Below are 23,286 nucleotides of genomic sequence, written 5' to 3'. Positions count from 1 at the left end.
ATTTCCTTTTTTAGTTAATCTTTGCATTAAAAATCAAAATAAAGCAGTTCTGTTTCTGTAATTTCTTAAAAATGTGTATTTTCGCAAACTGATAAAAAACTATAATTTATAAAATGGCAATTTTAGGACAGATTAGGAGTAAGCCTTGGCTTTTAATGGGAGTAATAGCCTTAGCGCTTTTGGCGTTCCTGGTAAACCCCGAGAGTATCGACAAGGTTTTTGGTAAGAATCCTGACGTTTTAGGAAAAGTAAACGGTGAGAAAATCACCCGCGAAGAGTTCAATGATCAGCTTTTCGTGTTGCAGCAGCAGGCTGAACAGCAGGGTCGTCCGAAAAACGGTCTTGAAGAGCAGGCATGGCAGTTACTTGTACAATCTAAACTTATCAAACAACAGTTTGAGAAATTGGGCTTTGAAATGACTGATGATTATTTCTGGAATCAAATCCAGTATGATCAGATGTTTGCTCAGAATCAACAATTCTTTGATGAGAAAGGTAATTTTAAAACTCAAGAGCTTAAAAAAGAAATTGAAACATTACAAAACACCAATCCCCAGGGATATACTCAATGGTTGAAAACAAGAAAGACAATTGAGTACAGACTAATGGCAAGACAGGTGTTTACCAATCTTTCAGCAGGTATTACTACAGGTAAGAAAGAAGCTGAAGAATTGATGAAGCAGAGAGATCAGCTTGCAGATATCGACTTTGTAAAAGTAGATTATGCGGCTTATCTTCAAAAAACAAAGATCAATGTTACCACACAGGATCTTGCTGATTACATCAAGAAGCATCCTGTTATGTTCAAAGCTGAGCCAAGCAGAAATATCGGTATTGTATTTTTCCCATCTAAACCTAGTGCAGCAGATGATGCGGCAGCCCTGAAAGAAATTACAAAATTATATTCAGGAGGTACAGATGCGAGTGGAGGAACTGAAAACTTCCAGAATACTAAAAACGATTCTATGTTTGTAGCAGCAAATTCTGATGCACCATTCAATCCTCAGTATTTGAATCCTGCTCAATTGCCTCCAACAATCAAAGATCAGATCACTACAGCAGCAGTAGGTCAGACTTTTGGTCCTTATAAAGAGCAAGATGTATATGTAGTCTCTAAATTGGTTGGTAAAAGACCTTCAGATTCTACTTTATCAAGACATATCCTTATTGCATTCAAAGGAAGCCCTGCAGGTGAAGGGGTAACAAGAACTAAAGAGCAGGCTAAGAAACTGGCAGACTCAATAGGTGCTATTGTAAAAGCTGCTCCTGCAAAATTCACAGAATTCCTTAAGCTTTCAAGCGATCCTAATTCTGCCGCTCAGGGAGGTAGCCTTGGATGGACAACACCAGAGACGCCTTTCGTTCCGGAATTCCTTGCTTACCTTGCCAATAATCCTAAAGGAGCTACAGGGGTGGTAGAAACACAGTTCGGTTACCATATCATCAATATTGAAGATAAAAAATCAGGATCAATGGGGTATAAAGTTGCGAACCTTGTGAAAGCAATCAAACCTTCAGATGCTACTGAGGCTGAAACAGACAAAAACTCAAGAAAATTCATTCAGCAGGTTCAGGGGAAATCTTTCAACGATTTCGTGAATATTGCTAAGAAAGGAAACTATCAGTTCTCTAATCCAAAAGCAGCGAAAAGATTTGAAGGTCAGCTTCAGGGCTTAGGTACTGAAAAAGATGGAGAAATCCTTGCATGGGCTTTTGATAAGAAAAGAGAAAAAGGAGATACTGAATTATTTACAGTAGAAGGAACAGGAGATAAAATTGTTGTGTATCTGAACGGAAAACAGGAAGCAGGTCTTGCTGATCCGGAATCTGTGAGAGATCAGATCGAAGTTATCGTTAAAAATAAATTGGCAGCAAAACAAATCTCTGATAAAATTGCAGCAGCAAAAGCTTCCAGCTTAGATCAGATTGCTAAATTGTTTGCCGCTCCAAAACAATCTGCTCAGGTGAATCTATTGAATCCTTCAGTAGCGGGTGCTATGGAACCTAAAGTTGCCGGTGCAGCATTCGGTGTTGCAAAAGGTAAACTTTCTAACCCGGTTGAAGGAGGAACAGGAGTTTATGTTTTGATCAAAAAATCAGAAACTGTAAACAAACAACCTGGAGATCTTAAGCAGTTTACAGAATCTCTTACCCAGAGAAGTGCCGGAATGTTCGGACAGGCCTGGATGAAGAGCCTTCAGGACAATGCAGATATCGAAGATTACAGAATTGAGATCTGGAACAAGCTGGGAAATCAGCAACAATAAGAAAATCATTTCAATGATATAAAAAGCGACAAAATTTTTTGTCGCTTTTTTTGTATTTAACGCAGAACAATAAAGGAAAACATTTATTTAAAATGTATTATATTTGCTTATTAGAAAAAAATTAGCAAGTGAAGTTCAGTAAAGAATTAAAAGCTGGTGTGATTGCACTTCTAGCTATCGTAGGCTTTGTGGTATTGTTTCAGTTTATGAAAGGGAAGAGCCTTTTTACTACCGATAATATATTTTACGCAAAATATGACAATGTAGAAGGCCTGGCGCAATCTTCTGCAGTTTCTATTAATGGTTTGAAAGTAGGACAGGTAGACAAGATTATTCCTATTACCGCAAAAGATGGAAAAATTAATTTTGTCGTAAAAATTACAGTAGACAACAAATTCGAATTTTCAAAAAACTCATCATTGGAGATCTTTGAACCTGGATTAATGTCTGGTAAAGAAATGAGAGTAAACCTTATGTATGGAGGGCCTACTGCAAAAGACGGTGACACTTTAAAAGGAACTTTCAAACTGGGAACGCTGGGAAGTCTTTCTTCTCAGGTGGGTCCGGTAAAAGATCAGCTACAGGTGGTTCTGCACAGAGTAGATTCTTTAATGGCGAATGCCAATCAGGTTTTTGATGCTCAGAACAGAGCTGAAATAAAAGCTTTATTGGCCAACCTTAATAAAACAGTAGGAGCATTACAGGCTACAGCAGGAAGTGTAAATACGCTTGTAGGGCATAATGATCCAAAACTGCAAAAGGTGCTGGATGATGCAAGCCTTACTATGCAGAGCGGAAAAGTTACCCTGGATAAATATGGAAATCTGGCGCAGAGCATAGATACTAAACAGTTAAATGCTACTATTGCTAATCTGGATGCTACAGTAGGAAAGTTGAATCAGGTGATTGGAGGTATTGATAAAGGAGAAGGAAGTTTAGGTAAACTGATGAAGGATGATCAGCTTTATAACAATCTGAATTCGGCTTCTACTAACTTGAATTCATTAATCGAAGATATGAAAGCGAATCCGAAGAGATATATCAACTTCTCGGTTTTCGGAAAAAATAACAAAGACTAATACGCCTTATGCAGTACATCGATAACATTATTTTCCTGATTTTATTAGTGGCGGGATTTGGGCTGTTTGCCAAAAGCCTGCAGAAAATTTATAGAAATATCAGGTTAGGTCGCGAAATCAATAGAAACGACAGAAAAGGAGAACGTTGGGAAACGATGGCCCGTGTAGCCATGGGACAGAGTAAAATGACAGCACGTCCTGTTGCAGGAGTTTTACACCTTTTTGTATATGTAGGTTTTGTGATTATTAATATTGAATTAATAGAAATTGTTGTTGATGGAATATTTGGTACTCACCGTTTTTTATCAAGCATTTTCGGTCACACATTTTATAACTTCTTTACGGCAACATTAGAAGTTCTGGCACTTTTAGTAGTGATTGGGGTTGTCATTTTCTTTATCCGTAGAAATTTTTACGGAGTGAAGAGATTGACGATGAAAGAACTTTTCGGCTGGCCAAAAAATGATGCCAACTGGATTTTGATTATTGAGTTCGCCTTAATGATGGCTTTCTTTATGATGAATGCTTCAGATTTTATTTTACAATCGAGAGGAGTTTTACCAGAGCATGGAAGCTTCCCGATCAGTGAGATGACATTTATTCCGTTCTTAGAAATTTTCAACTTTGATAGCGGATTCTTGATGTTCACAGAGAAAGCTGCGTGGTGGTTCCACTTTGTGGGGATTCTTTTCTTCATGAACTATCTTTATTACTCAAAACACCTGCATATTATCCTTGCATTTCCAAGTACATGGTATGCAAATCTTGATAAAAAAGGAAAATTCAATAACCTTGAGTCTGTAACAAAGGAGATCAAATTAATGATGGATCCTAATGCAGATCCATATGCTGCTCCGGCTGAAGGCGCTGAAACTGATGTCCCTTCCAAATTTGGAGCAGAAGATATTTTTGATCTGAACCAGGTACAATTGCTGAATGCGTATTCCTGTACAGAATGCGGACGTTGTACTTCTGTTTGTCCGGCGAATATTACCGGTAAAAAACTTTCTCCGAGACTGATACTGATGAAAACCAGAGACAGGCTGGAAGAAGTGGGTAGAAATATTGATCAAAACGGAAAATTCGTTGATGACGGTAAAAAACTGTTGAACGATTATATTACCAAAGAAGAACTTTGGGCTTGTACAACATGTAATGCATGTACAGATGCTTGTCCGGTATTGCTTGACCCGCTTTCCATTATTTTTGAAATGAGAAGATTCCTCGTAATGGAACAGTCTGCTGCTCCACAGGAACTGAACCTGATGATGACCAATGTGGAAAACAATGCAGCTCCTTGGCAGTATAATCAGGCTGACCGTCTGAACTGGGCATCGGAAAACTAGATAATTAATCAATTTGAAAATTTGAAATTGATTATTGTCTATATCACTTTCAAATTTCCAAATTCTCACATTTTCAAATTGAAAAAGAAATGGATTTCACTATAAAAACAATGGCAGAGTATGCTGCCGAAGGAAAAGCACCAGAAGTTTTATTCTGGGTTGGATGTGCGGGAAGTTTTGATGACCGTGCCAAAAAAATTACAAAAGCATTCTGCAAGATATTAAATAAAATAGGGGTAGAATTTGCCGTTCTGGGTCAGGAAGAAAGCTGTACCGGAGATCCTGCAAAAAGAGCCGGAAACGAATTCGTATTCCAGATGATGGCTCTTACCAATATCGAAGTGTTAAATGCTTACGAAGTAAAGAAAATCGTAACGGCTTGTCCACACTGTTTCAATACCCTGAAGAATGAATATCCAAGCCTTGGTGGACACTTTGAAGTAGTACACCATACTCAGTTCCTTAAAACCTTAATGGAAGAAGGAAGACTGAAAATTGAAGGTGGAGCATTCAGAGGGAAAAAAATTACTTTCCATGATCCATGTTATCTGGGACGTGCCAATGATGAATATGAAGCTCCAAGGATGCTTCTTGAAAAACTGGATGCAGAGCTTGTAGAAATGAAACGCTGTAAAACCAATGGGCTTTGCTGTGGAGCAGGAGGTGCACAGATGTTTAAAGAACCTGAAAAAGGAAATAAAGACATCAACATTGAAAGAACAGAAGAAGCGTTATCTTTTGAACCTAAGGTAATTGCAACTGGATGTCCTTTCTGTAATACCATGATGACGGATGGAGTAAAACATTTTAATAAAAATACTGAGGTAGCCGTAAAAGATATCGTAGAACTTCTTGCTGAAGCAGAAGACTTATAATTGTAATCTTATACAGGTTTATGAAGCTGAAATGGAGGCTATCCTTTTTGTTTATCATTTCTATACTTGCCCTTCTTACATTCTGGAATTATAAGAACAGAGTATATGATTGGGATATGCCCGGCTATATGGGATGTATGTATACTTCCGAGTTCCCGGATTCTCCGGATAAAGTCCGGATCATTACGTACGAAGACATAAAAAAAGAAGCTCCTGCAGAACATTATACAGACATCATCGGAATAAAGCAATGGGACATTCCAAGGCAGTATTTCGTAAAAAATACACAATCTTTTACAGAACAATTACCCTATTTTCAAATCAAAGTAGGGTATATTCTTGTAATAACTCTTTTTTATAAGCTTGGATTCACAGCGCCAATGGCAGTTCTGTTTACCAGCCTTATTTCTTACTTTTTTTCAGGAGTATTACTTTTTTATATCCTGAAACTTCTGTTCCCAAAGAAATATGGGCTTGCGATGATTGTAACGGTTGCCGCAATGCTTTTACCTCCAATGACTTATATGTCGAGAGTTTCTACGCCGGATATGTTTATTTTTCAGTTTATGCTGATCTTTATTATCGGTTTAATTAAAAAATGGAACAAATGGGGAATGTTTGTACTTTTATTCGGTATTACTTTTATTCGGCCGGATTATATTACATTCACGCTGACTTATATTATCGCTGTTTTCTTTTTCCATTATTTTCAGGAAAAGAAAATTGATGTTTCTTTTATTGTTCAGGGAACAGTGCTTCTGGCAATGTATCTCGCAATCATTAAGTTTTATCATTATCCTGGATGGAAAGATCTGTTTTATGATACTTTTATTGACCGAAGACCTATTATTTCAACACATCCCATCGATGTTACTTTAAAAGACTATCTAAGCATTATTTATATCAAAATCATTTATTTTAAAAAAGTAACTTTATCGTTAGCCATTATGATTGGAGTGATCTTCTGGCGTTCCAAAGACGTGTGGGTGAGGATGATTTCAGTTCTTTTTGTGGTGAATGTCTATATCAAATTCTTTTTCTTTCCACAGTCGGCAGCTTTAAGGTTCTTCTTCCCTTTTATCTTCCCGGTTTTTATTATGATGCTTTACGTACTGAGTATAAAATACAATGATCTTAAACTCGGGAAAATTGCGTAATTTTGTCTTTACAATGATACGGACATTCAATAGTAATTAAAATAAAAATTGATTGTTCAATGTATTGAAAAATAAATACTTACATTATGAAAATCGAAGAATCTAATATTGTAGAAACCAACGACTACAGAGTCATTATATATCCGGCTTCAAGACCTTTCGAAACCAAAGAAGCAAAAGCCGTTACCGAGAAACTATTTGATTTCCTTGCAACTTGGGCAGCTCATGGAAAACCACTTTCTTCTTCCTTTAAAATTGAGAAGAATCAGTTTATCATAGTATGTGTAGACGAAGAAAAGGAAATGGCTTCAGGATGCAGCATTGATGCTTTAGGAAAGGTGATGAGAGAAATTGATGAAGAATATCAATTGGGCCTTTTTGATAGGATGAAAGCAAGCTTTGTGGAGAATGGTGAAGTAAAGACTTTAAAATTAATTGATTTTAAAACAAAACTTAGAAATGGAGAGTTATCAGACGATATCCAGGTTTTTGACTTCTCCAAAAATACTTACCTTGACTTTTTAAGCCACTTTCTCCTTCCTTTGGAAAAGAGCTGGGCAGCTTCTATAAAATAATCGCTGTAGAGCTGATGCAAAAGAAATAATCATAAAGTGGAAAATATATTTCCACTTTTTTGTTTTAATGTATATTTGTACAGATTCGAGCAGATACTAATGCCTAAAGTACTTTTTTTAACGACATCACACAGCTATAATGATGACCGCATTTTTTATCATCAGGCAAAAGCTCTTAGAGATAACGGGTATAAAGTAAAAATATGCAGTTTATACACAGATTATAAAGGTGTTATGGATGGGATTGAAATAGAATCTTTCGCCGTTCTTGAAGAAAGTATAGGAACAAAAATGGAAACTTTCCAGAAAGTTTGTAACGATTTTCATCCTGAGTGTATCATTTGTTCTGAACCATTGGCTGTTGTGGCAGTAAAGAAGTTTGTAAAAGAACACAGGATAAGCTGCATCTATGATGTTACAGAATGGTATCCTTCCATGTCAATGCTTCAGAAGTACCGATTTCCGGCTACCATTTTTCAGGCCATAAAGTTTTCTCTTATTCAGCTGTGTGCAGGTTTTTTAAGTACCCATTTTATTTTTGGAGAAACTACAAAAAAGTTCCCTTTGGCCTATTTTTTTGGATTTAAAAAACAAATGATTCTGCCTTATTATCCGGATTCTGTTTATATTAATGAAAGTATAAAAGAACTCACTCCGGGAAACATCACATTATGTTACACGGGTCAGATTTCCAAAGATAAGGGAATTGAAAATTTCTTTAAAGCCGTAGATCTTCTCCGTCAAAAAGTTCCTGATCTTCATATTAAAATTCTGATCATAGGAGCAGCAATACACGAAAGTGATGATGTGTATTTTAGAACATTAGTAAAGAACTATTCTTTTGAAAATATAGATGTTAGAAAACCGACTGGTTTTGAGGAGTTTACAGAATCGTTTGCAGAGGCTGATCTTTGTTTTGATCTTCGGGAAATTAATTTTGAAAACAATCATTCGCTGCCGATAAAACTGTTTTATTTTATGGGAGCAGGAAAACCTGTGATTTATTCAGATTTGAAAGGGATCAGGGAGCATATGGGAGAGCTTTCGTTTGGAAGCCTTGTTGATCCTCATAATGCTGAAGCAATATCGGATGTTATTATCAATTATATCAGGAATCCTGAATGGTATCATTCCCATGCTCTCAATGCACGAAAAGAATTTAAAGAAAAATATAACTGGGAACTTATAAAAGATAAATTCGTTGATTTTGTAAAAAAATCTATGGATCCATAATCACCATGCAGCTTACTATTATTAAAACCTTTGTCTCACGCTTTCTTATTCTGATCCTCAGCTTCGGGCTGGTGATCTATTCAACGAATATGTGGGGAAGTGAAGGAAAGGGAACCATTTCGATTGTGGTGGCTAATGCTGCAGCAGTAAGTTTTTTCAGCAGTATCTTTTCCGGAAGCAGTGCTTCTTATTTCGCATCAAGGTTTAAAATAGAAAAGGTTTTATTGTTTGCCTATCTGTGGTCTCTTCTGACTGGTCTTTTAATCCCGTTTTTATTCAGTATTGCTTCTATTCAGGGTGAATATTTATATTATCTTATCGGAATTTCCGTTTTCTCTTCACTCTTATCCACCAATATCAGCTTGTTTATTGGAACACAGAATATTAAAAAGTTCAATCTTTATACTGTTTTACAACAGCTTGTTCATATTATATTTTTAGGAGTACTGGTGTATGTATTTGGGAAGAAAGATGTTTCAGTCTATTTTCTTGCGCAGATTGGCTGCCTGGCACTTCTTTTTATCACCAGTTTTTTTCAGATTATTAAAAAATGTAAGATTTCTGAGATATCATTCTGTAAAGACGTGGCCAGGAATATGTTTGAATATGGCTGGAAAACCCAATTAAGTGCTTTTGTTCAGTTTTTGAATTACAGGCTTTCATTTTATTTTTTAGAATATTTTGAAGGCATAGCCAGTGTTGGAATATTCTCCATCGGAGTTACTTTTTCGGAAGCGATATGGGCCATTACCCGCAGTATTGCTGTCATTTTATACTCGGATGTGGTCAATAGTAAAAGCAAGGAAGAATCTATAGGGAAAACCAAAGAATCTTTGAAACTGACTTTTTTTCTGATGATAGGTTTTGTATTGGGGATCATCATCATACCATCTCAGGCTTACGAGTTGATTTTCGGGAAAGAATTCAGAGATACCAAAGAAATAATGCTTCTTTTATCCCCGGGAATTTTTGCCATTGCGGTAAGTGATATGGTGGGACATTACTTTTCAGGAATACGGGAACTTAAGATCTTGAATATCAAGTCGATTGCGGGTCTTTTGGTTACCATTGTTTTTTCCTTCATTGCAATACCCAGATGGGGAATTTTGGGAGCATGTATTGCAACTACATCGTCTTATTTTGTTTCTGCGTTTCTGTTATTCAGAAAATTTTATAATTCCACTCCCTTTACTTTGAAAGATTATATCATTACAAAAGAAGAAATACAGGTTTTAAGGCAAAAATTTTTAAAGAAATAATTATTTCCGACACCTATATAAAATAAAGTCATTTTCCTATTTTTACAGATATATTAACTCATTACTATGTGCGGAATCAGCGGTTACTATTCATTTCATAAAAGTATTTCCTCAAAAAATATTCTGGAAATGAATAAGGCAATCAGACACCGTGGGCCGGATGATGAAGGATTCTGGATATATAGTAACGGAGAGGGAGTTTCTTTTTCAGGACATGATTCCACGCAAAAAATCAAAGAACAGTTTCCGGTTTTAAAAGATGAGAATTCTGCTATTGCTTTAGGTTTCCGAAGATTATCTATTATTGATCTGTCTGAAAAAGGGCATCAGCCTATGCTCTCGGAAGATGAAAAGATCATTATTACCTTTAACGGAGAGATTTATAATTTTAAAAAGTTAAGAACAGAACTTGAATCTTTAGGACTTTTCTTCCGCAGTAATTCTGATACTGAAGTTATTCTCAAAGCTTATCAGGAATGGGGAAATTCTGCCTTTGCAAAATTAGATGGGATGTTTTCCATTTGTATTGTGGATCTTATCTCGCAAAGACTTACCCTGGCAAGAGACAGGGTAGGGATGAAGCCGCTTTTTTACCATTACAGTAAGGAAGGTCTGGTTTGGGCATCAGAAATAAAAGCATTGCTTAAGAATGAACTGGTAAAGCCTGAAATCAATTGGAATGGAGTCTATACTAATTTTCTTTTTCAGACAACGTTGGCTCCGCAAACCTGTTTTCAGCATATTTTCTCTCTGGAATCTGCTTCTTTTATGACTGTTGATTTAAACAATCATAAAATCATCAAGGAGAAATTCTGGGAGATGCCTTCGCCGTCTGAAAAAAATATTTCTGAAGAAGAAGCTGTAAGAACAATAGATAAGCTGCTTTCCGAAAGTATTTCAGAACAATTGTATGCAGATGTTCCCGTAGCAGTAATGATGAGTGGCGGGATTGATTCTACCTTAATTGCTTCAAAATCAAAACCTTTTAACGCAGATATTAATACCTATACCATATCCTATCCATTTTCTGAAGAAGAAGTGAAAAATGCATCGTTAGCTGCCAGATATTTTGGTGTTTCACATGAGATAAAAAAAATATGTGATGATGAAGCGCTGAAAGATCTTAAAGAAAATATCCAGCACTTTGAAGAACCTTACAGCAGCTTTGAAGTCTTGATCAATGCTGCCAAATATGCACATGACAAAGATTTTAAAGTCGTATTAAGCGGAAATGGTGCCGATGAACTTTTTGCCGGCTATTCCCATACACTGAAGCTGAACAGATGGCTTCTGATGAGGAATTTTAATTTTATGAGTCCTTTTATCTTCACGAAAGGTAAGTTTTCACAGCGTGTAAAAAATTATTTCTCTCAGGATGATATGTTTGATTTCTTCCGGCAGAGCCAGATCAGTATGATGCCTTTGGAAGCTAAAAGTCTTATAAAATCGGATATTTATAGTAAAATTGATTCAAATCTTTCAAAATATCATCTTTCAGAAACAAAAAACTATTCCGGATACTTTGAATATGATATGAAATATTCCCTTTCATCCCATCATGTTTTCCGGGATGATCTGAGTGCCATGAAATACAGTGTTGAATTTCGTTATCCCTATTTAAGTAACAGTTTAATAGACTATGTTTCATCACTGCCTCAGAACATCAGATTTAATGGAACTCAGAATAAACCTTTATTGCGTAAAACAGCTGAGAAATATCTCCCCCAGGAAGTATTGAATATGCCTAAAAAAGGATTTTCATTTCCTGTCAATTATTTCATTAAAAACGAAAAAAGAGTAAGAGACTTTATCACGGAAAATCTTGAATGTTTAAAAAAGAGAAACTTCTTCAATGCTGAAGTAATTGACCAGTGGTGGAATCATCAGGAACATGAGTATGACTGGGTAAAAATATGGCAGCTGGTTACATTTGAGTTATGGTATCAGAAATATTTTGAAAAATAAAGCAGGAGTCTATAGATTAATATTTTACCTTTGTATTTATGATGAAATATTTTTGCGGCATTTTTGTAGCGTTTTTTGCACTCATCAGTTGTAAAAATGATGATGATTCTTTGCAGAGAATAGATCAGGCACTTAATATCTATATGAAAAACAGTGCGGGTCAGGATCTTCTGAACAGTAAAAAACCCGGATCTTTTACAGGATATTCGGTGAATGATATTTTTGGAAATAAAGATAATTCTCCGGTAAATATATCATTAAGAATGACAACCGATTCATTGTTTTATATGGATTATCTGGCAGGAGCTAAAAGAAGAAAGCTGGATTCGATAAGCCCGGACAATCCGGGGACAGGAACTTCCTATCATTCCAAAATGTTGATTACTTTTACAAAAAGCACCAACGTAAATGAAAATGTAACAGGGATTTTGGAAATTCAATATCGGAATACTCCTACTGTATTTCAGGTTTCAAAGGTATTGTATGACGGAAATGAAGTGTTTTCAAAAAATGCTGATGCACCAACTTCGATAAATACCGTTACGATCACAAAATAATTTTTAAATTTGTACAATTGTTAGCTGATTTTAAGCTAAACATCTAATATTTAACATCTAAATAAAATGTTACAAGTCAATTTTTTGCGCGACAATAAGGAACGCGTTTTAGAAGGTCTTAAGAAAAGACAGTTCAAAAATCTTGAGTTGGTAGACGAGGCTATCGCTGCCGACGACGAAAGAAAAAGAATCCAGTTTGAGCTAGATTCCCAGCTTTCCGAAATCAACAAAATTTCGAAAGAAATCGGTCTTTTGATGAAAGAAGGGAAAAAAGAAGAAGCGGAATCTGCAAAATCTAAAACAGCACAATACAAAGAGTCGAGCTCAGAATTGAAATCCCAGTTAGAAGTTAAAGAAAACGACTTGCTGAATATTCTGTACCAGCTTCCGAACATTCCAAATGAATTGGTAAAAAGCGGGGCTTCTGCTGATGATAACGAAATTATTTTCCAGTCTCATCCGGTGGAAGGTCTTGGTGATGGGGCTATTCCTCACTGGGAACTGGCAAAAAAATACAACCTTATCGATTTTGAATTGGGAGTTAAAATTGCCGGAGCCGGTTTCCCTGTCTATTTAGGGAAAGGAGCAAGATTGCAGAGAGCTTTGGTTCAGTATTTCTTAGACAAAAACGTAGAAAAAGGATACACAGAAGTGAATCCTCCTCACGTAGTAAATGAAGCATCTGGTTTTGGAACCGGGCAGCTGCCGGATAAAGAAGGACAGATGTATTATATCAACGAAGATAAATTATATTTGATTCCTACGGCAGAAGTTCCTGTAACAAATCTTTACCGTGACGTTTTGCTTGAGGAAAAGGATCTTCCTATCAAAAATACGGCATTCTCTCAGTGCTACAGAAGGGAAGCGGGAAGCTACGGAGCTCACGTAAGAGGATTGAACCGTCTTCACCAGTTTGAAAAGGTTGAAATCGTAAGAATTGAAAAACCTGAAAATTCTTATGCTGTTTTGGAGGAAATGGTAGAGCATATCAAAGAGATCCTTACAGATCTTGAGCTTCCATTCAGAGTATTAAGACTTTGCGGTGGTGATACAGGTTTTGCCTCTGCAATGACATATGACTTCGAAGTCTGGAGTGCGGCTCAGGAGATGTGGCTGGAAGTAAGCTCAGTGTCTAACTTTGAGACATTCCAGGCCAACAGATTGAAATGCCGTTATAAAGGAGACGGTAAATCTCAGCTGGTTCATACCTTAAATGGTTCAGCAATGGCATTACCAAGAATTATGGCAGCTTTGCTGGAAAACAACCAGACAGCGGAAGGAATCAAGCTTCCTAAGAAGATCGCAGAATACGCAAGATTTGATCTGATCAACTAAACGACTTTAGTTACCATAAAAAAGCCACCGGATTCCGGTGGCTTTTTGCTTTACTCAGTAACGATGATGATCTTCTTATCTTCGTTTTTGAGTTTTACATACTTATCATATAAGGCTTTCAGATCATATTCTATTCTTACAGAATAATCGTCAACCTGTTTTAACCAGTCATGTTTACCTGTAATTGACTTTATTTTATTTTCAAACTTTAATGTCGTTCCTATATTTTTGAAAAACATTATCATCATGCCGGCAATTTTTTCACTTTCTTCCTTTGAACTTTTGGTTTTGATAGCCTCTTCAATACTTTTAAGATTAAAATTATCTGTATTGATAGTGAGGGTTTTTCCATCCCAGCTATTGTATATATTTTGATCTAAAGGGATTTTTTCAGTCTTTGTAAAACTTTTCAAAACCAAATGATCTTCTGGAGTAAAATGTTCCATTTTAAAAGAAAATCCTGCCAGCTTGTTGTCTTCTTTTGTGGATTTCATGAAAACTTTTTTCATGATTCTGATGGAATCCGGATTTTCAGTTTTTAATTTTCCTTCCTGTTTGGCAAGGTCATACATACTTGTCCAGGCAGTCGGAAGCTTATCCATTTCTCCGAATTCCTTCTGCTTTAATGAGTCCGGTGTCATAGCCATCATTTCAGACATAAACTCTCTTGTATCGATATCGGTGATAGAAGAGGAGGCTGCATCTTTATGATAGACAATTTCAGAATTGACACTGCACGACTGCAATGTGAAAAGACTTATCAGAAATAAGATGATGGTTTTCTTCATGGTTTATTTAAAATACTAATTTAATGACAGTTTACAGCTCCGTTTGGATCTTTAATAATCTTCATAGCTTCTGCTTTTGGAGAAACATATGGAATTCCGAGTTCAAGACCTCTTAGAATAAATAATCCTCCCAGAATAATCATGATTACCGGAACTGCTTTTAAGACTTTTACTCTGAAAGCCTGATTCATGAGATTTCCGGCTAAAACTATGGCGAACATGAACGGAAGGGTTCCCAAACCAAATAACGCCATATATAAAGCTCCCTGCCATATTCCTCCGCCTGCAAGGCTTGCTGTAAGCGCCATATACACCATTCCGCAAGGTAAAAATCCATTAAGAAGCCCAGTGGTAAATCTTGAACGGTAATCTGCTTTCTGAAGTAATTTTCCCAGATTCATTTTCACACTGTACAGAAACCTGGATAGAAAAGGAATTTTTGAAGCAAAGTCTTTTCCACCAAAAGAAAATACAGCCATAATGATCAGAAGAACCCCGGCAGTAATGGTAAGATATTTTTGAAATCCTGCCATTTCAAATCCCTGCCCGATAATTCCCAGAAGCGCACCTAATAAGGAATAGGTAAAAATTCTTCCGAATTGATAGGTGAGGTTCTGAAGATAGAAGTTGGCAGCCTGTTTTTTGGTTAATCCCATCGATAAAGCAATAGGTCCGCACATTCCGATACAATGAAAACCGGAAGCAAAGCCTAAAGCAATAGCCGATACAATAAGTCCTATTTCCATATCACATCATAATCCATTCGGTAGTCTGTTTTATCTTTTGTCCAGCTTAGTCTTAACGTATAATTACCCATTTTCAATACCTGTGCAGGGATTGTAAAAGACTGGCCGGCATCAAGCTGTACAGATTTTTTAATGTCTAAATTCTGGTCGTCGGTTCTGTTTAAAACAAATTTTACCGTAGTATTTGAGTTATTATATTCTTTTGGAAAAGTAATTTTAATTCCCTTAATATCCTGGCTGTATACAGGTTTTTCCTGCAGATCATCTGCTTTTTTCTTAGCATCAATTACATCCTGGTATTTCAGCTCTTCTTCGTAATAGTTATCTGTTACCATTTCAGAGTTTTTTTGCCCGTTCGGGAAAAGAAACATCATGGATAATATAAAAACTATAAATGCTAATAATGCAATTACAACACCGTGTCCCCAACTAAAGTTCTTCATTTTTTTCTAATTAAAATTGCAGTTTGAAAGGTCCTTCAAAATAAGTCTGGTATGAATCAATCAGTTTACCTTTCATATCGTAAACACCAATGGTGATATTCTGCTTAGAGAGTTTCATATCACCTTCAGGGAAACTGATATTGATTGTTCCTTTTGAAATTTTATCTCTGTCTACCTGAATCTTACTTGATGCACTATACGTAATTTCCCCATGTGCCGGATTAATTACTTTAATGGTAACGATTTTTTTATCGTTTGTTTTATTAAGGAAAGTATAATTATAAGTATTGGTAATTTTACCGTCTCTTACAAAGAAAGTGCTACCTGCCGGTTTAATGAACTTGGCCTCCATTTCACCGCGGCTATACAGAAGATATCCTAGGAATCCTACAAGAAGGAACAGGAATATTGAAAAACCTTTCATTCTTCCTGTAAACTTGAACTGAGTTTCTTTTTCAATTTCATTTTCAGAAGCATATCGGATCAGTCCTTTTGGAAGGCCTACTTTTTCCATGACTTCATCACAAGCATCAATACACGCCGTACAGTTAATACATTCCAGCTGCTGTCCGTCCCTGATATCAATTCCTGTAGGACAAACTACGACGCATTGATGACAGTCTATACAGTCTCCTTTACCTGCCGCTTTTCTGTTTTCTCCTTTTCTCCATTTTGATCTGTTTTCTCCCCTTTTGAAATCGTAGAAAACATTGATGGTATCTTTATCAATCAATACACCCTGAAGTCTTCCGTAAGGACAAACCAATGTACAAACCTGTTCTCTGAACCATGCAAATACAAAGTAAAATGCTGCGGTAAGAAGAATCATTACAATAAAATTGGTAGGGTGTGCAAATGGTCCTTCACCAACAATTTTAAATACTTCTTCATATCCTACGATATACATGAACATGAAGTGAGTGATGATTAATGAAATGATAATGTAAACAGACCATTTTAAGCTTCTTTTCCAGATTTTTTCACTGTTCCACTCCTGTCTGTCCAGCTTCATTTGCTTGTTTCTGTCACCTTCAATCAGATATTCGATTTTACGGAAGATAGATTCCATAAAAATTGTCTGAGGGCAAATCCACCCGCAGAAAATTCTTCCGAACGCAATCGTAAAAACAATAATAAAGATTAAAGAGGCAATAGCACCTAAAGTGAGGATAAAAAAGTCCTGTGGATAGAAGGGCTGTCCAAAGATGAAAAACTCCCTGTCTATAACATTAAACATCAATAATGGGTTACCATTGATTTTGATGAATGGTAATGTAAAATAAACAATTAATAGTAAATAGCTTACAATATTTCTATAGTTGGTGTACTTTCCTTTAGGTTTTCTTGGAAAGACCCATCTTCTTTTTCCGGATTGCTCCATTGTCCCTATAGAATCTCTGTAAGTCTCAGGGTCCAGAACCTGTCCCTGTCCGCCGCGTACTTCTATTTCTTCTATGTCTGACATATGTAATAGGTTTTAAAAAAGAAAAAACATAATTCGTTACTATTTTAATCTAATAACAAATTATGTTTTTTTCATATATTTTCTAATTTTTTAAATTATTCTTTTTCCCAATGTGCTTCAGTTCCTTGAGGAGCTGCTCCTCCCTGAGCCGGAGTCACTGGTGGTTGTTCCTGGTTGATATGATATACATACGCTGCAATCTTCTCAATCTCTGCACCTGAAACTTCTCCGTTTTTACCGAATGCTCTCATCGAAGGGTTAGTAGGAGAACCGTTCCAGTCCATATGGAATACGTTTTTGAATAACGTTTTCTCAGGCTGGTTGATCCAGTAGTTATCAGTAAGGTTTGGTCCGATACCTCCACTACCGTCTTCTTTGTGACAAGATGCACAGTTTGTTTTGAATAATTCTTTACCTTCCGCAATGTTATCAGCTGAATATTTTGCTGTTTCAATTGTTACAGGAGGCTGAGATTTCTGGTATTCTTCAATACTAGCTAGCTGCTCTTTATATTCTTTTTCATATTCGCTTAACGGGTGAGCGAAGTCTGTGAAAGAGTAGGCTGCAATATATACAATACAAAAAGCGGTCCCAAAATAGAATAAACCTACCCACCATTTCGGTAACTGGTTATCCAACTCCATGATCCCGTCGAAACCATGGTCGATAAGGATATCCTTTTCTTCAGAAGCAGATTGCTTTTTGAATGCACTTTGGTACAATCTTTTGAAATAAGGAACTTTCTTTTCAGCTAAATAAGCTGCCTTTTCTTCAGGAGATAATTTCTTGAATTTGTTGTTCTCAATAAGGTCTCCGATAGCTGCATGAATATAAGCAAGGATCCCAGCGATTACAACAGTTCCCCAGAAGTAAGGTGAAGAAAGGAACGCGTAGCTCTGTACAAATAAATAATAAAAAACTATTAAAAGTCCGATTATTATTAAGATGTTTATAACAACAGGTGTTCTTTGTTTCATAAAAAATAGTTTAATTTTTTAAATTAAAATCGTCATCTTCATCATCCCCAAGCGGTGCCTCTTCTTCTTCTTTGTAATATTTTTTAGGTCTGCTAAAAACATAGATTACCAATGCGACGAAGAACAGCATAAAGAAAATCAGAGCCAGTGTCTGGTAGAAGCCAGCATTTTCAGTATTGGATAATATATCTTTAAAGTTCTGAGGAATCATAGTATGAACTTTTTAATGTTTTTTAGTTATTACTTGCTGTTTTGATTTCAGTTGTTTTGATATCTGTACCTAATCTCTGAAGATAAGAAATAAGAGCTACAATTTCTTTTTTCTCTAATTCTCCCTGAGGTCTCTTCGCGTAAGCCTGCTTAAGGTCATTCGCTTCAGAGAAGATATCTTTCACAATTTTTGCCGATTGGTTATTAGCCCACTTGTCTGCAGAATCAATTTCAGCCTTAGTATAAGGTACATCGAATACATTCTTCATCAGCTTCATTTTGTCTACCATCTTAGTTCTGTCTAAGTCAGTAGCAATTAACCAAGGGTAACGAGGCATGATAGAACCTGCAGAAGTTGATCTTGGGTTATACATGTGCTTGTAGTGCCAAGAACTTGGGTTTTTACCACCTTCTCTATGTAAATCCGGTCCTGTTCTCTTAGAACCCCATAGGAATGGTCTGTCGTATACGAATTCTCCAGCTTTGGAGTATTGTCCGTTTTTACCGTTGAATCTTGTAATCTCGTCTCTGAATGGTCTGATCATCTGAGAGTGACAAGCGTTACATCCTTCACGGATATAGATATCTCTACCTTCAAGTTCCAGTGGTGAATAAGGCTTCACTGCAGAAATCGTAGGTACACTTTTCTTAAGAGATAGTGTAGGGATAATTTCAATTGAACTACCGATAGATATCGTGATGAAAGATAGGATACCTAATAATACCGGAGTTCTTTCCAGCCAAAGGTGAGTGCCTTCTCCTTCTTTTCTGTTTTTGCTGATGTTTGCTAACGCAGGAGCTTCAGCAGGAACTTCTTTCTGGAATGATCCTTTTCTTACTGTAGCGATTACGTTTACAATCATTAATATAGATCCTGAGATATAGAATAAACCTCCTACGAATCTCATTTTGAAGTAAGGAATAATTGCCGTTACTGTATCCAACCAGTTTTTCCATAATAAGGTTCCGTCCGGGTTGAACTGCTTCCACATTAATCCTTGTGTAAATCCTGAAATATACATTGGAACTGCATAGAAAATAATTCCTAAAGTACCTAACCAGAAATGCCAGTTAGCTAATTTTACAGACCAAAGTTTTGTTCTCCACATGATTGGTACCAAATAATAGATAACTCCGAATGCCATGAAACCATTCCACCCAAGAGCTCCTAAGTGTACGTGACCGATAACCCAGTCTGTAAAGTGACCAATTTTGTTGATGTTTTTAGTTGCCAAAAGCGGTCCTTCAAACGTTGCCATACCATAACAGGTAACAGCTACTACGAAGAACTTAAGGATAGGGTTTTCTCTTACTTTATCCCAAGCTCCTCTTAGTGTAAGAAGACCATTTAACATACCTCCCCAAGATGGTGCAATAAGCATGATAGAGAAACCTGTTCCTACCGCCTGAGCCCAAGCTGGAAGAGCTGTATACTGAAGGTGGTGAGGACCAGCCCAGATATATACGAAAATTAATGACCAGAAGTGAATAATAGACAATTTATACGAGAATACCGGTCTGTCTGCAGCCTTCGGAAGGAAGTAATACATTAAACCTAGAACCGGAGTCGTCAATACGAATGCAACCGCATTGTGACCATACCACCACTGTACAATAGCATCTTTTACCCCAGCGTATGCTGAATAAGATTTCCAGCCTGTGAAAGATAAAGGTACTTCAAGGTTGTTGAAGATGTGAAGCATTGCTACTGCAATCCATGTACCAATGTAGAACCAGATGGCTACGTAAAGGTGTCTCACTCTTCTCTTAGAAATAGTCAGGAACATATTGATACCAAAAATGATCCATGAGAATGCGATCAATATGTCGATCGGCCACTCATGTTCAGCATATTCCTTAGAGGTATTGATTCCCATAAAGAACGTAACGAACGTAGCAACGATCATAAACTGCCAGGTCCAGAAATGTAACCAAGACAAGGTGTCACTGTACATTCTTGTTTTTAATAATCTCTGTAATGAGTAATAAATACCCGTGTAAACGATGTTACAAACGAATGCAAAGATTACGGTGTTGGTGTGCAGCATTCTGATTCTACCAAAACCAAACGCACCATGAGTGTTTATTAACCCTTCAATGTTACCCGATGCCAAACTTTTAATGGTTGTGTCATCCGTCCCGAAAAAGAATTCAGGTAATTCCGGGTAGAAAAGCATTAATGCCGCCGTAAGCCCGAACGTAAATCCAATGAGACCGAAAACTAAGGTCGCATAAAGGAACGCACGGACAATACTATTGTCATAACTAAACTTCTGTGTTTCCATATCAACTATTCACTATTTTTCTCAATTTTTATTATTTTCTCCTATTTCTTTCTCGTCTTTATTTTTGTCGCCGGTTTCATCTTTTTCTTTGACTTTTTCGTCATCAAAAAGGATTCTGACAGCAGGAGATTCATCATCTTCAAACTGTCCTTTTCGGGCATACACTATAAATACGACCAAGAAAATCGCAGCTAAAGAAACACTGCAGAGGATCATTAAATATAGAATATCCATTGGACAACAAAATTAACCTATTTTCGGGTTTCAAATTTAGTGAAAAATAATGACATTCATCACGAAATGCCGATTTCAGCTAATTTAAAATCAGTCTAAATAAGGGCTTTTACGCCTGTTTTTTGAAATATTTACGACCTAAAATCCAGGTAGAAACTGTGGTAAAGGTAACCACCGTAATCGAACTGATTGGCATAATGATTGCTGCGAAGAGCGGATGCATATGTCCTGTAACAGCGTAACTTAAACCAACAATATTGTATAAAAAACTGATTATAAATGTCATTTTCACAATCGTGATGGAGCCCTTACAGACGTTCAGATAATTGTCAAGAGTAACTACTTTATCTCCGTTCATAATGACATCAGAAGATGGGGTAAAGCTGTTTGTATCATCAGCAATAGCAATTCCTACATTACTTTGTTTTAACGCTCCAGCATCATTAAGTCCGTCTCCAAGCATTGCTACTTTTAAGTGCTGATCCTGAAGGGATTTGATGTAGTTTAGCTTATCTTCCGGACTTTGATTAAAGGCCATTCCTTTGTAGTTTGGAATAAGCTCTTTAAGCTGGTTTTCTTCTGAGGAATTGTCTCCACTCAGGATAAATATTTTGTAGTGGGTAAGCTTTGTGAAAAGCTCTCTCAGTTTCGGACGATATTCATTCTTAAAGATAAATTTACCTAAGTATTCCCCATTTTTGCTGATGTAAACTGCTGTTTCGAGATTTTTAGGCTCCTGGTTGTTGTAGCGGGCAGATCCGATTTTATACAGATTTCCCCTTATGCTGGCTTCATATCCCTTCCCTGAAATTTCAATAAATTTCTCTACAGGGAAATATTCATCTTTCACTTCAATGAATTCGTACAATGATTTTGAAAGCGGGTGGTTGGAGTTCTTCAATAACGTCTTAATGTTCAGAGTATCAAATTCGTTGATCTCAGATCCTTCGTACTTGATATTGGATTTTTTCCTGTGAGTGATCGTTCCTGTTTTATCGAAAACAATCGTATCAAGTCTCGCGATTTTTTCAATCGTTAAAGTATCTTTTACATAAAACTTGTTTCGGCCTAAAATCCTCATAATGTGTCCAAAAGTGAACGGTGCAGACAGGGCAAGTGCACAGGGACATGCAATGATCAGAATGGCAGAAATAACCTGGAACATCTTCTCTAAATCAATAAATGCCCAATAAATTCCTGCAACAAGAGCAATGCCTAAAATGATGAATGTGAAATATTTACTGATGTTGTTAGTCAACGTGTCAAGTCCGGTTTCATGTTTCTTGAATGCTTCTTTATTCCAAAGCTGAGTAAGGTAGCTCTGGTCAACATCTTTGATAACTTCCAGTTCCAGAGACGATCCTATCTGCTTTCCTCCGGCAAAAATCTTATCACCAGGCTGTTTGCTGATACTTTCACTTTCTCCGGTGATGAAACTGTTGTCGATGTTTCCCTCTCCGTTGATCAGAATAGCATCTACCGGGATAATTTCCTGATTTCTAACCAGAATTCTATCACCCACTTTTATTTCAGACAATAGAATATTGTCCTGTTTTCCCTCGAAATCAACTTTGGTTACGGCAATCGGGTAGAAAGATTTGTAATCCCGGTCATAGGAAAGGGCACTGTATGTTCGTTTTTGGAAAATTTTCCCAAGAAGCATGAAGAACAATAACCCGCAAAGAGTATCGAAATATCCTGGACCATAATCTGTTACTACTTCGTAGATACTTCTTCCGTAGAGAACAAAAATTCCTAAGACAATCGGAACATCAATGTTGACGATCTTATTTTTTAAACCGTACCATGCAGATTTATAATAGTCTGAAGCTGAATAAAATACAACAGGTGTTGCCAAAAGGAATATCAAGGTTCTGAATAATCCCTTATAATGGTCCATCCAATAATCTTCTCCACCTATGTACTCAGGAAAGGCAAGGAACATTCCGTTACCAAAAGCAAAAGCAGCGATGGCAAACTTTACCAATAAAGATTTGTCAAGATGATCTTCATTTTTATCAGCAGTTTCGAGGCTGATGACCGGTTTATATCCTAGATTGGTTAAGAATTTAGCCAGTTCGCTTAATTTCAGATCGTTATGATTGAATGAAATCTGTAAGGTCTTTCTTGTGAAATTGACCTGCGAATATTTAATATGCTTATTTAACGTATGAAGGCTTTCCAATAGCCAGATACAAGAAGAGCAGTGAATAACAGGGATTTTGAACGTAACAAGACTGGTGCTTCCTTCAGAAAAATCAGTCACTTTTTCAAAGATTTCAGGTGTGTCCAGGTAGTCAAATTGAGAAGAATTTTCATCATTCGGACGAATTCCCGCTCCTTTATTAAGCTCATAGAAGTTGCCTAAATGATTTAAATTTAGAATCTCGTAAACAGACTTACATCCGTTACAGCAGAAAGTCTTTTCGTCAAATAAAATTCTTTCTTTTTCTATCCCTTGACCACAATGAAAACAGTTCTCGCTCACCC

20 protein-coding genes are annotated in these 23,286 nt (G+C 36.6%); 11 read left to right on the top strand and 9 right to left on the bottom strand.

Annotated features, from left to right (window positions below; translation table 11 throughout):
• Positions 1-113 precede the first annotated feature (113 nt).
• The 11 genes from ACODR7_RS04835 to serS all read left to right on the top strand — a co-directional run bounded on the left by ACODR7_RS04835 (position 114) and on the right by serS (position 13,648).
• Positions 114-2,267 (top strand): SurA N-terminal domain-containing protein, encoded by a 2,154-nt coding sequence (locus ACODR7_RS04835; RefSeq protein WP_488837717.1) that lies wholly within the window; start codon positions 114-116, stop codon positions 2,265-2,267.
• A 128-nt stretch (positions 2,268-2,395) separates the two neighbouring features.
• Positions 2,396-3,346, top strand: a complete 951-nt coding sequence (locus tag ACODR7_RS04830) for an MlaD family protein (RefSeq protein ID WP_488837715.1) — start codon at positions 2,396-2,398, stop codon at positions 3,344-3,346.
• An 8-nt stretch (positions 3,347-3,354) separates the two neighbouring features.
• A complete protein-coding gene (locus tag ACODR7_RS04825) occupies positions 3,355-4,692 on the top strand; it encodes a 4Fe-4S dicluster domain-containing protein (protein ID WP_488837713.1) in 1,338 nt (445 codons plus the stop codon).
• Between the two features lie 89 nt (positions 4,693-4,781).
• Entirely contained in the window at positions 4,782-5,567 is a 786-nt protein-coding gene (locus ACODR7_RS04820; protein WP_076595410.1) for a (Fe-S)-binding protein, read from the top strand.
• A gap of 20 nt (positions 5,568-5,587) precedes the next feature.
• Positions 5,588-6,724 carry a hypothetical protein gene (locus ACODR7_RS04815; RefSeq protein WP_076595411.1) on the top strand — a complete coding sequence of 379 codons (1,137 nt, stop codon included), beginning with the start codon at positions 5,588-5,590 and terminating at the stop codon, positions 6,722-6,724.
• 86 nt (positions 6,725-6,810) lie between these two features.
• A complete protein-coding gene (locus tag ACODR7_RS04810) occupies positions 6,811-7,299 on the top strand; it encodes a hypothetical protein (RefSeq protein ID WP_488837711.1) in 489 nt (162 codons plus the stop codon).
• A 99-nt stretch (positions 7,300-7,398) separates the two neighbouring features.
• Complete coding sequence (locus ACODR7_RS04805; RefSeq protein WP_488837709.1) at positions 7,399-8,532, top strand: glycosyltransferase; 1,134 nt, start codon at positions 7,399-7,401, stop codon at positions 8,530-8,532.
• A 5-nt stretch (positions 8,533-8,537) separates the two neighbouring features.
• The gene (locus ACODR7_RS04800) at positions 8,538-9,791 is read left to right on the top strand and encodes an MATE family efflux transporter (protein ID WP_488837707.1); all 1,254 of its coding nucleotides are present in this window, start codon (positions 8,538-8,540) and stop codon (positions 9,789-9,791) included.
• Positions 9,792-9,857: 66 nt separating this feature from the next.
• Entirely contained in the window at positions 9,858-11,756 is a 1,899-nt protein-coding gene (gene asnB / locus ACODR7_RS04795) for an asparagine synthase (glutamine-hydrolyzing) (RefSeq protein ID WP_488837705.1), read from the top strand.
• Between the two features lie 38 nt (positions 11,757-11,794).
• On the top strand, positions 11,795-12,313 hold the full coding sequence (locus ACODR7_RS04790; RefSeq protein WP_488837703.1) for a hypothetical protein: 519 nt from the start codon (positions 11,795-11,797) through the stop codon (positions 12,311-12,313).
• A gap of 66 nt (positions 12,314-12,379) precedes the next feature.
• Entirely contained in the window at positions 12,380-13,648 is a 1,269-nt protein-coding gene (serS, locus tag ACODR7_RS04785) for a serine--tRNA ligase (RefSeq protein WP_488837702.1), read from the top strand.
• A 50-nt stretch (positions 13,649-13,698) separates the two neighbouring features.
• On the opposite strand, the gene ACODR7_RS04780 is transcribed toward serS, so the two are convergent.
• From ACODR7_RS04780 to ACODR7_RS04740, 9 genes are all read right to left on the bottom strand, one after another.
• Complete coding sequence (locus ACODR7_RS04780; RefSeq protein ID WP_488837700.1) at positions 13,699-14,436, bottom strand: hypothetical protein; 738 nt, start codon at positions 14,434-14,436, stop codon at positions 13,699-13,701.
• A gap of 20 nt (positions 14,437-14,456) precedes the next feature.
• The gene (locus ACODR7_RS04775) at positions 14,457-15,182 is read right to left on the bottom strand and encodes a sulfite exporter TauE/SafE family protein (protein ID WP_488837698.1); all 726 of its coding nucleotides are present in this window, start codon (positions 15,180-15,182) and stop codon (positions 14,457-14,459) included.
• Positions 15,173-15,625 (bottom strand): FixH family protein, encoded by a 453-nt coding sequence (locus tag ACODR7_RS04770; RefSeq protein ID WP_488837696.1) that lies wholly within the window; start codon positions 15,623-15,625, stop codon positions 15,173-15,175. The genes ACODR7_RS04775 and ACODR7_RS04770 overlap by 10 nt, the downstream gene beginning before the upstream one ends.
• Before the next feature lie 10 nt (positions 15,626-15,635).
• On the bottom strand, positions 15,636-17,090 hold the full coding sequence (ccoG, locus tag ACODR7_RS04765; protein ID WP_488837694.1) for a cytochrome c oxidase accessory protein CcoG: 1,455 nt from the start codon (positions 17,088-17,090) through the stop codon (positions 15,636-15,638).
• Between the two features lie 95 nt (positions 17,091-17,185).
• Positions 17,186-18,067: a cbb3-type cytochrome c oxidase N-terminal domain-containing protein gene (locus tag ACODR7_RS04760; protein ID WP_076595422.1), complete on the bottom strand. Its 882-nt coding sequence runs from the start codon at positions 18,065-18,067 to the stop codon at positions 17,186-17,188.
• A 10-nt stretch (positions 18,068-18,077) separates the two neighbouring features.
• The gene (locus ACODR7_RS04755) at positions 18,078-18,278 is read right to left on the bottom strand and encodes a cbb3-type cytochrome oxidase subunit 3 (protein WP_076595423.1); all 201 of its coding nucleotides are present in this window, start codon (positions 18,276-18,278) and stop codon (positions 18,078-18,080) included.
• A 22-nt stretch (positions 18,279-18,300) separates the two neighbouring features.
• Entirely contained in the window at positions 18,301-20,562 is a 2,262-nt protein-coding gene (gene ccoN, locus ACODR7_RS04750; RefSeq protein WP_076595424.1) for a cytochrome-c oxidase, cbb3-type subunit I, read from the bottom strand.
• Between the two features lie 21 nt (positions 20,563-20,583).
• On the bottom strand, positions 20,584-20,796 hold the full coding sequence (ccoS, locus tag ACODR7_RS04745; RefSeq protein ID WP_488837691.1) for a cbb3-type cytochrome oxidase assembly protein CcoS: 213 nt from the start codon (positions 20,794-20,796) through the stop codon (positions 20,584-20,586).
• Positions 20,797-20,905: 109 nt separating this feature from the next.
• On the bottom strand, positions 20,906-23,284 hold the full coding sequence (locus ACODR7_RS04740; RefSeq protein WP_488837689.1) for a heavy metal translocating P-type ATPase: 2,379 nt from the start codon (positions 23,282-23,284) through the stop codon (positions 20,906-20,908).
• Positions 23,285-23,286 lie beyond the last annotated feature (2 nt).

The organism is Chryseobacterium sp. FG46 (genome assembly GCF_057809135.1).
Note: the sequence above shows the minus strand (reverse complement) of the source record. Positions and strands in the feature narration are given on the sequence as shown.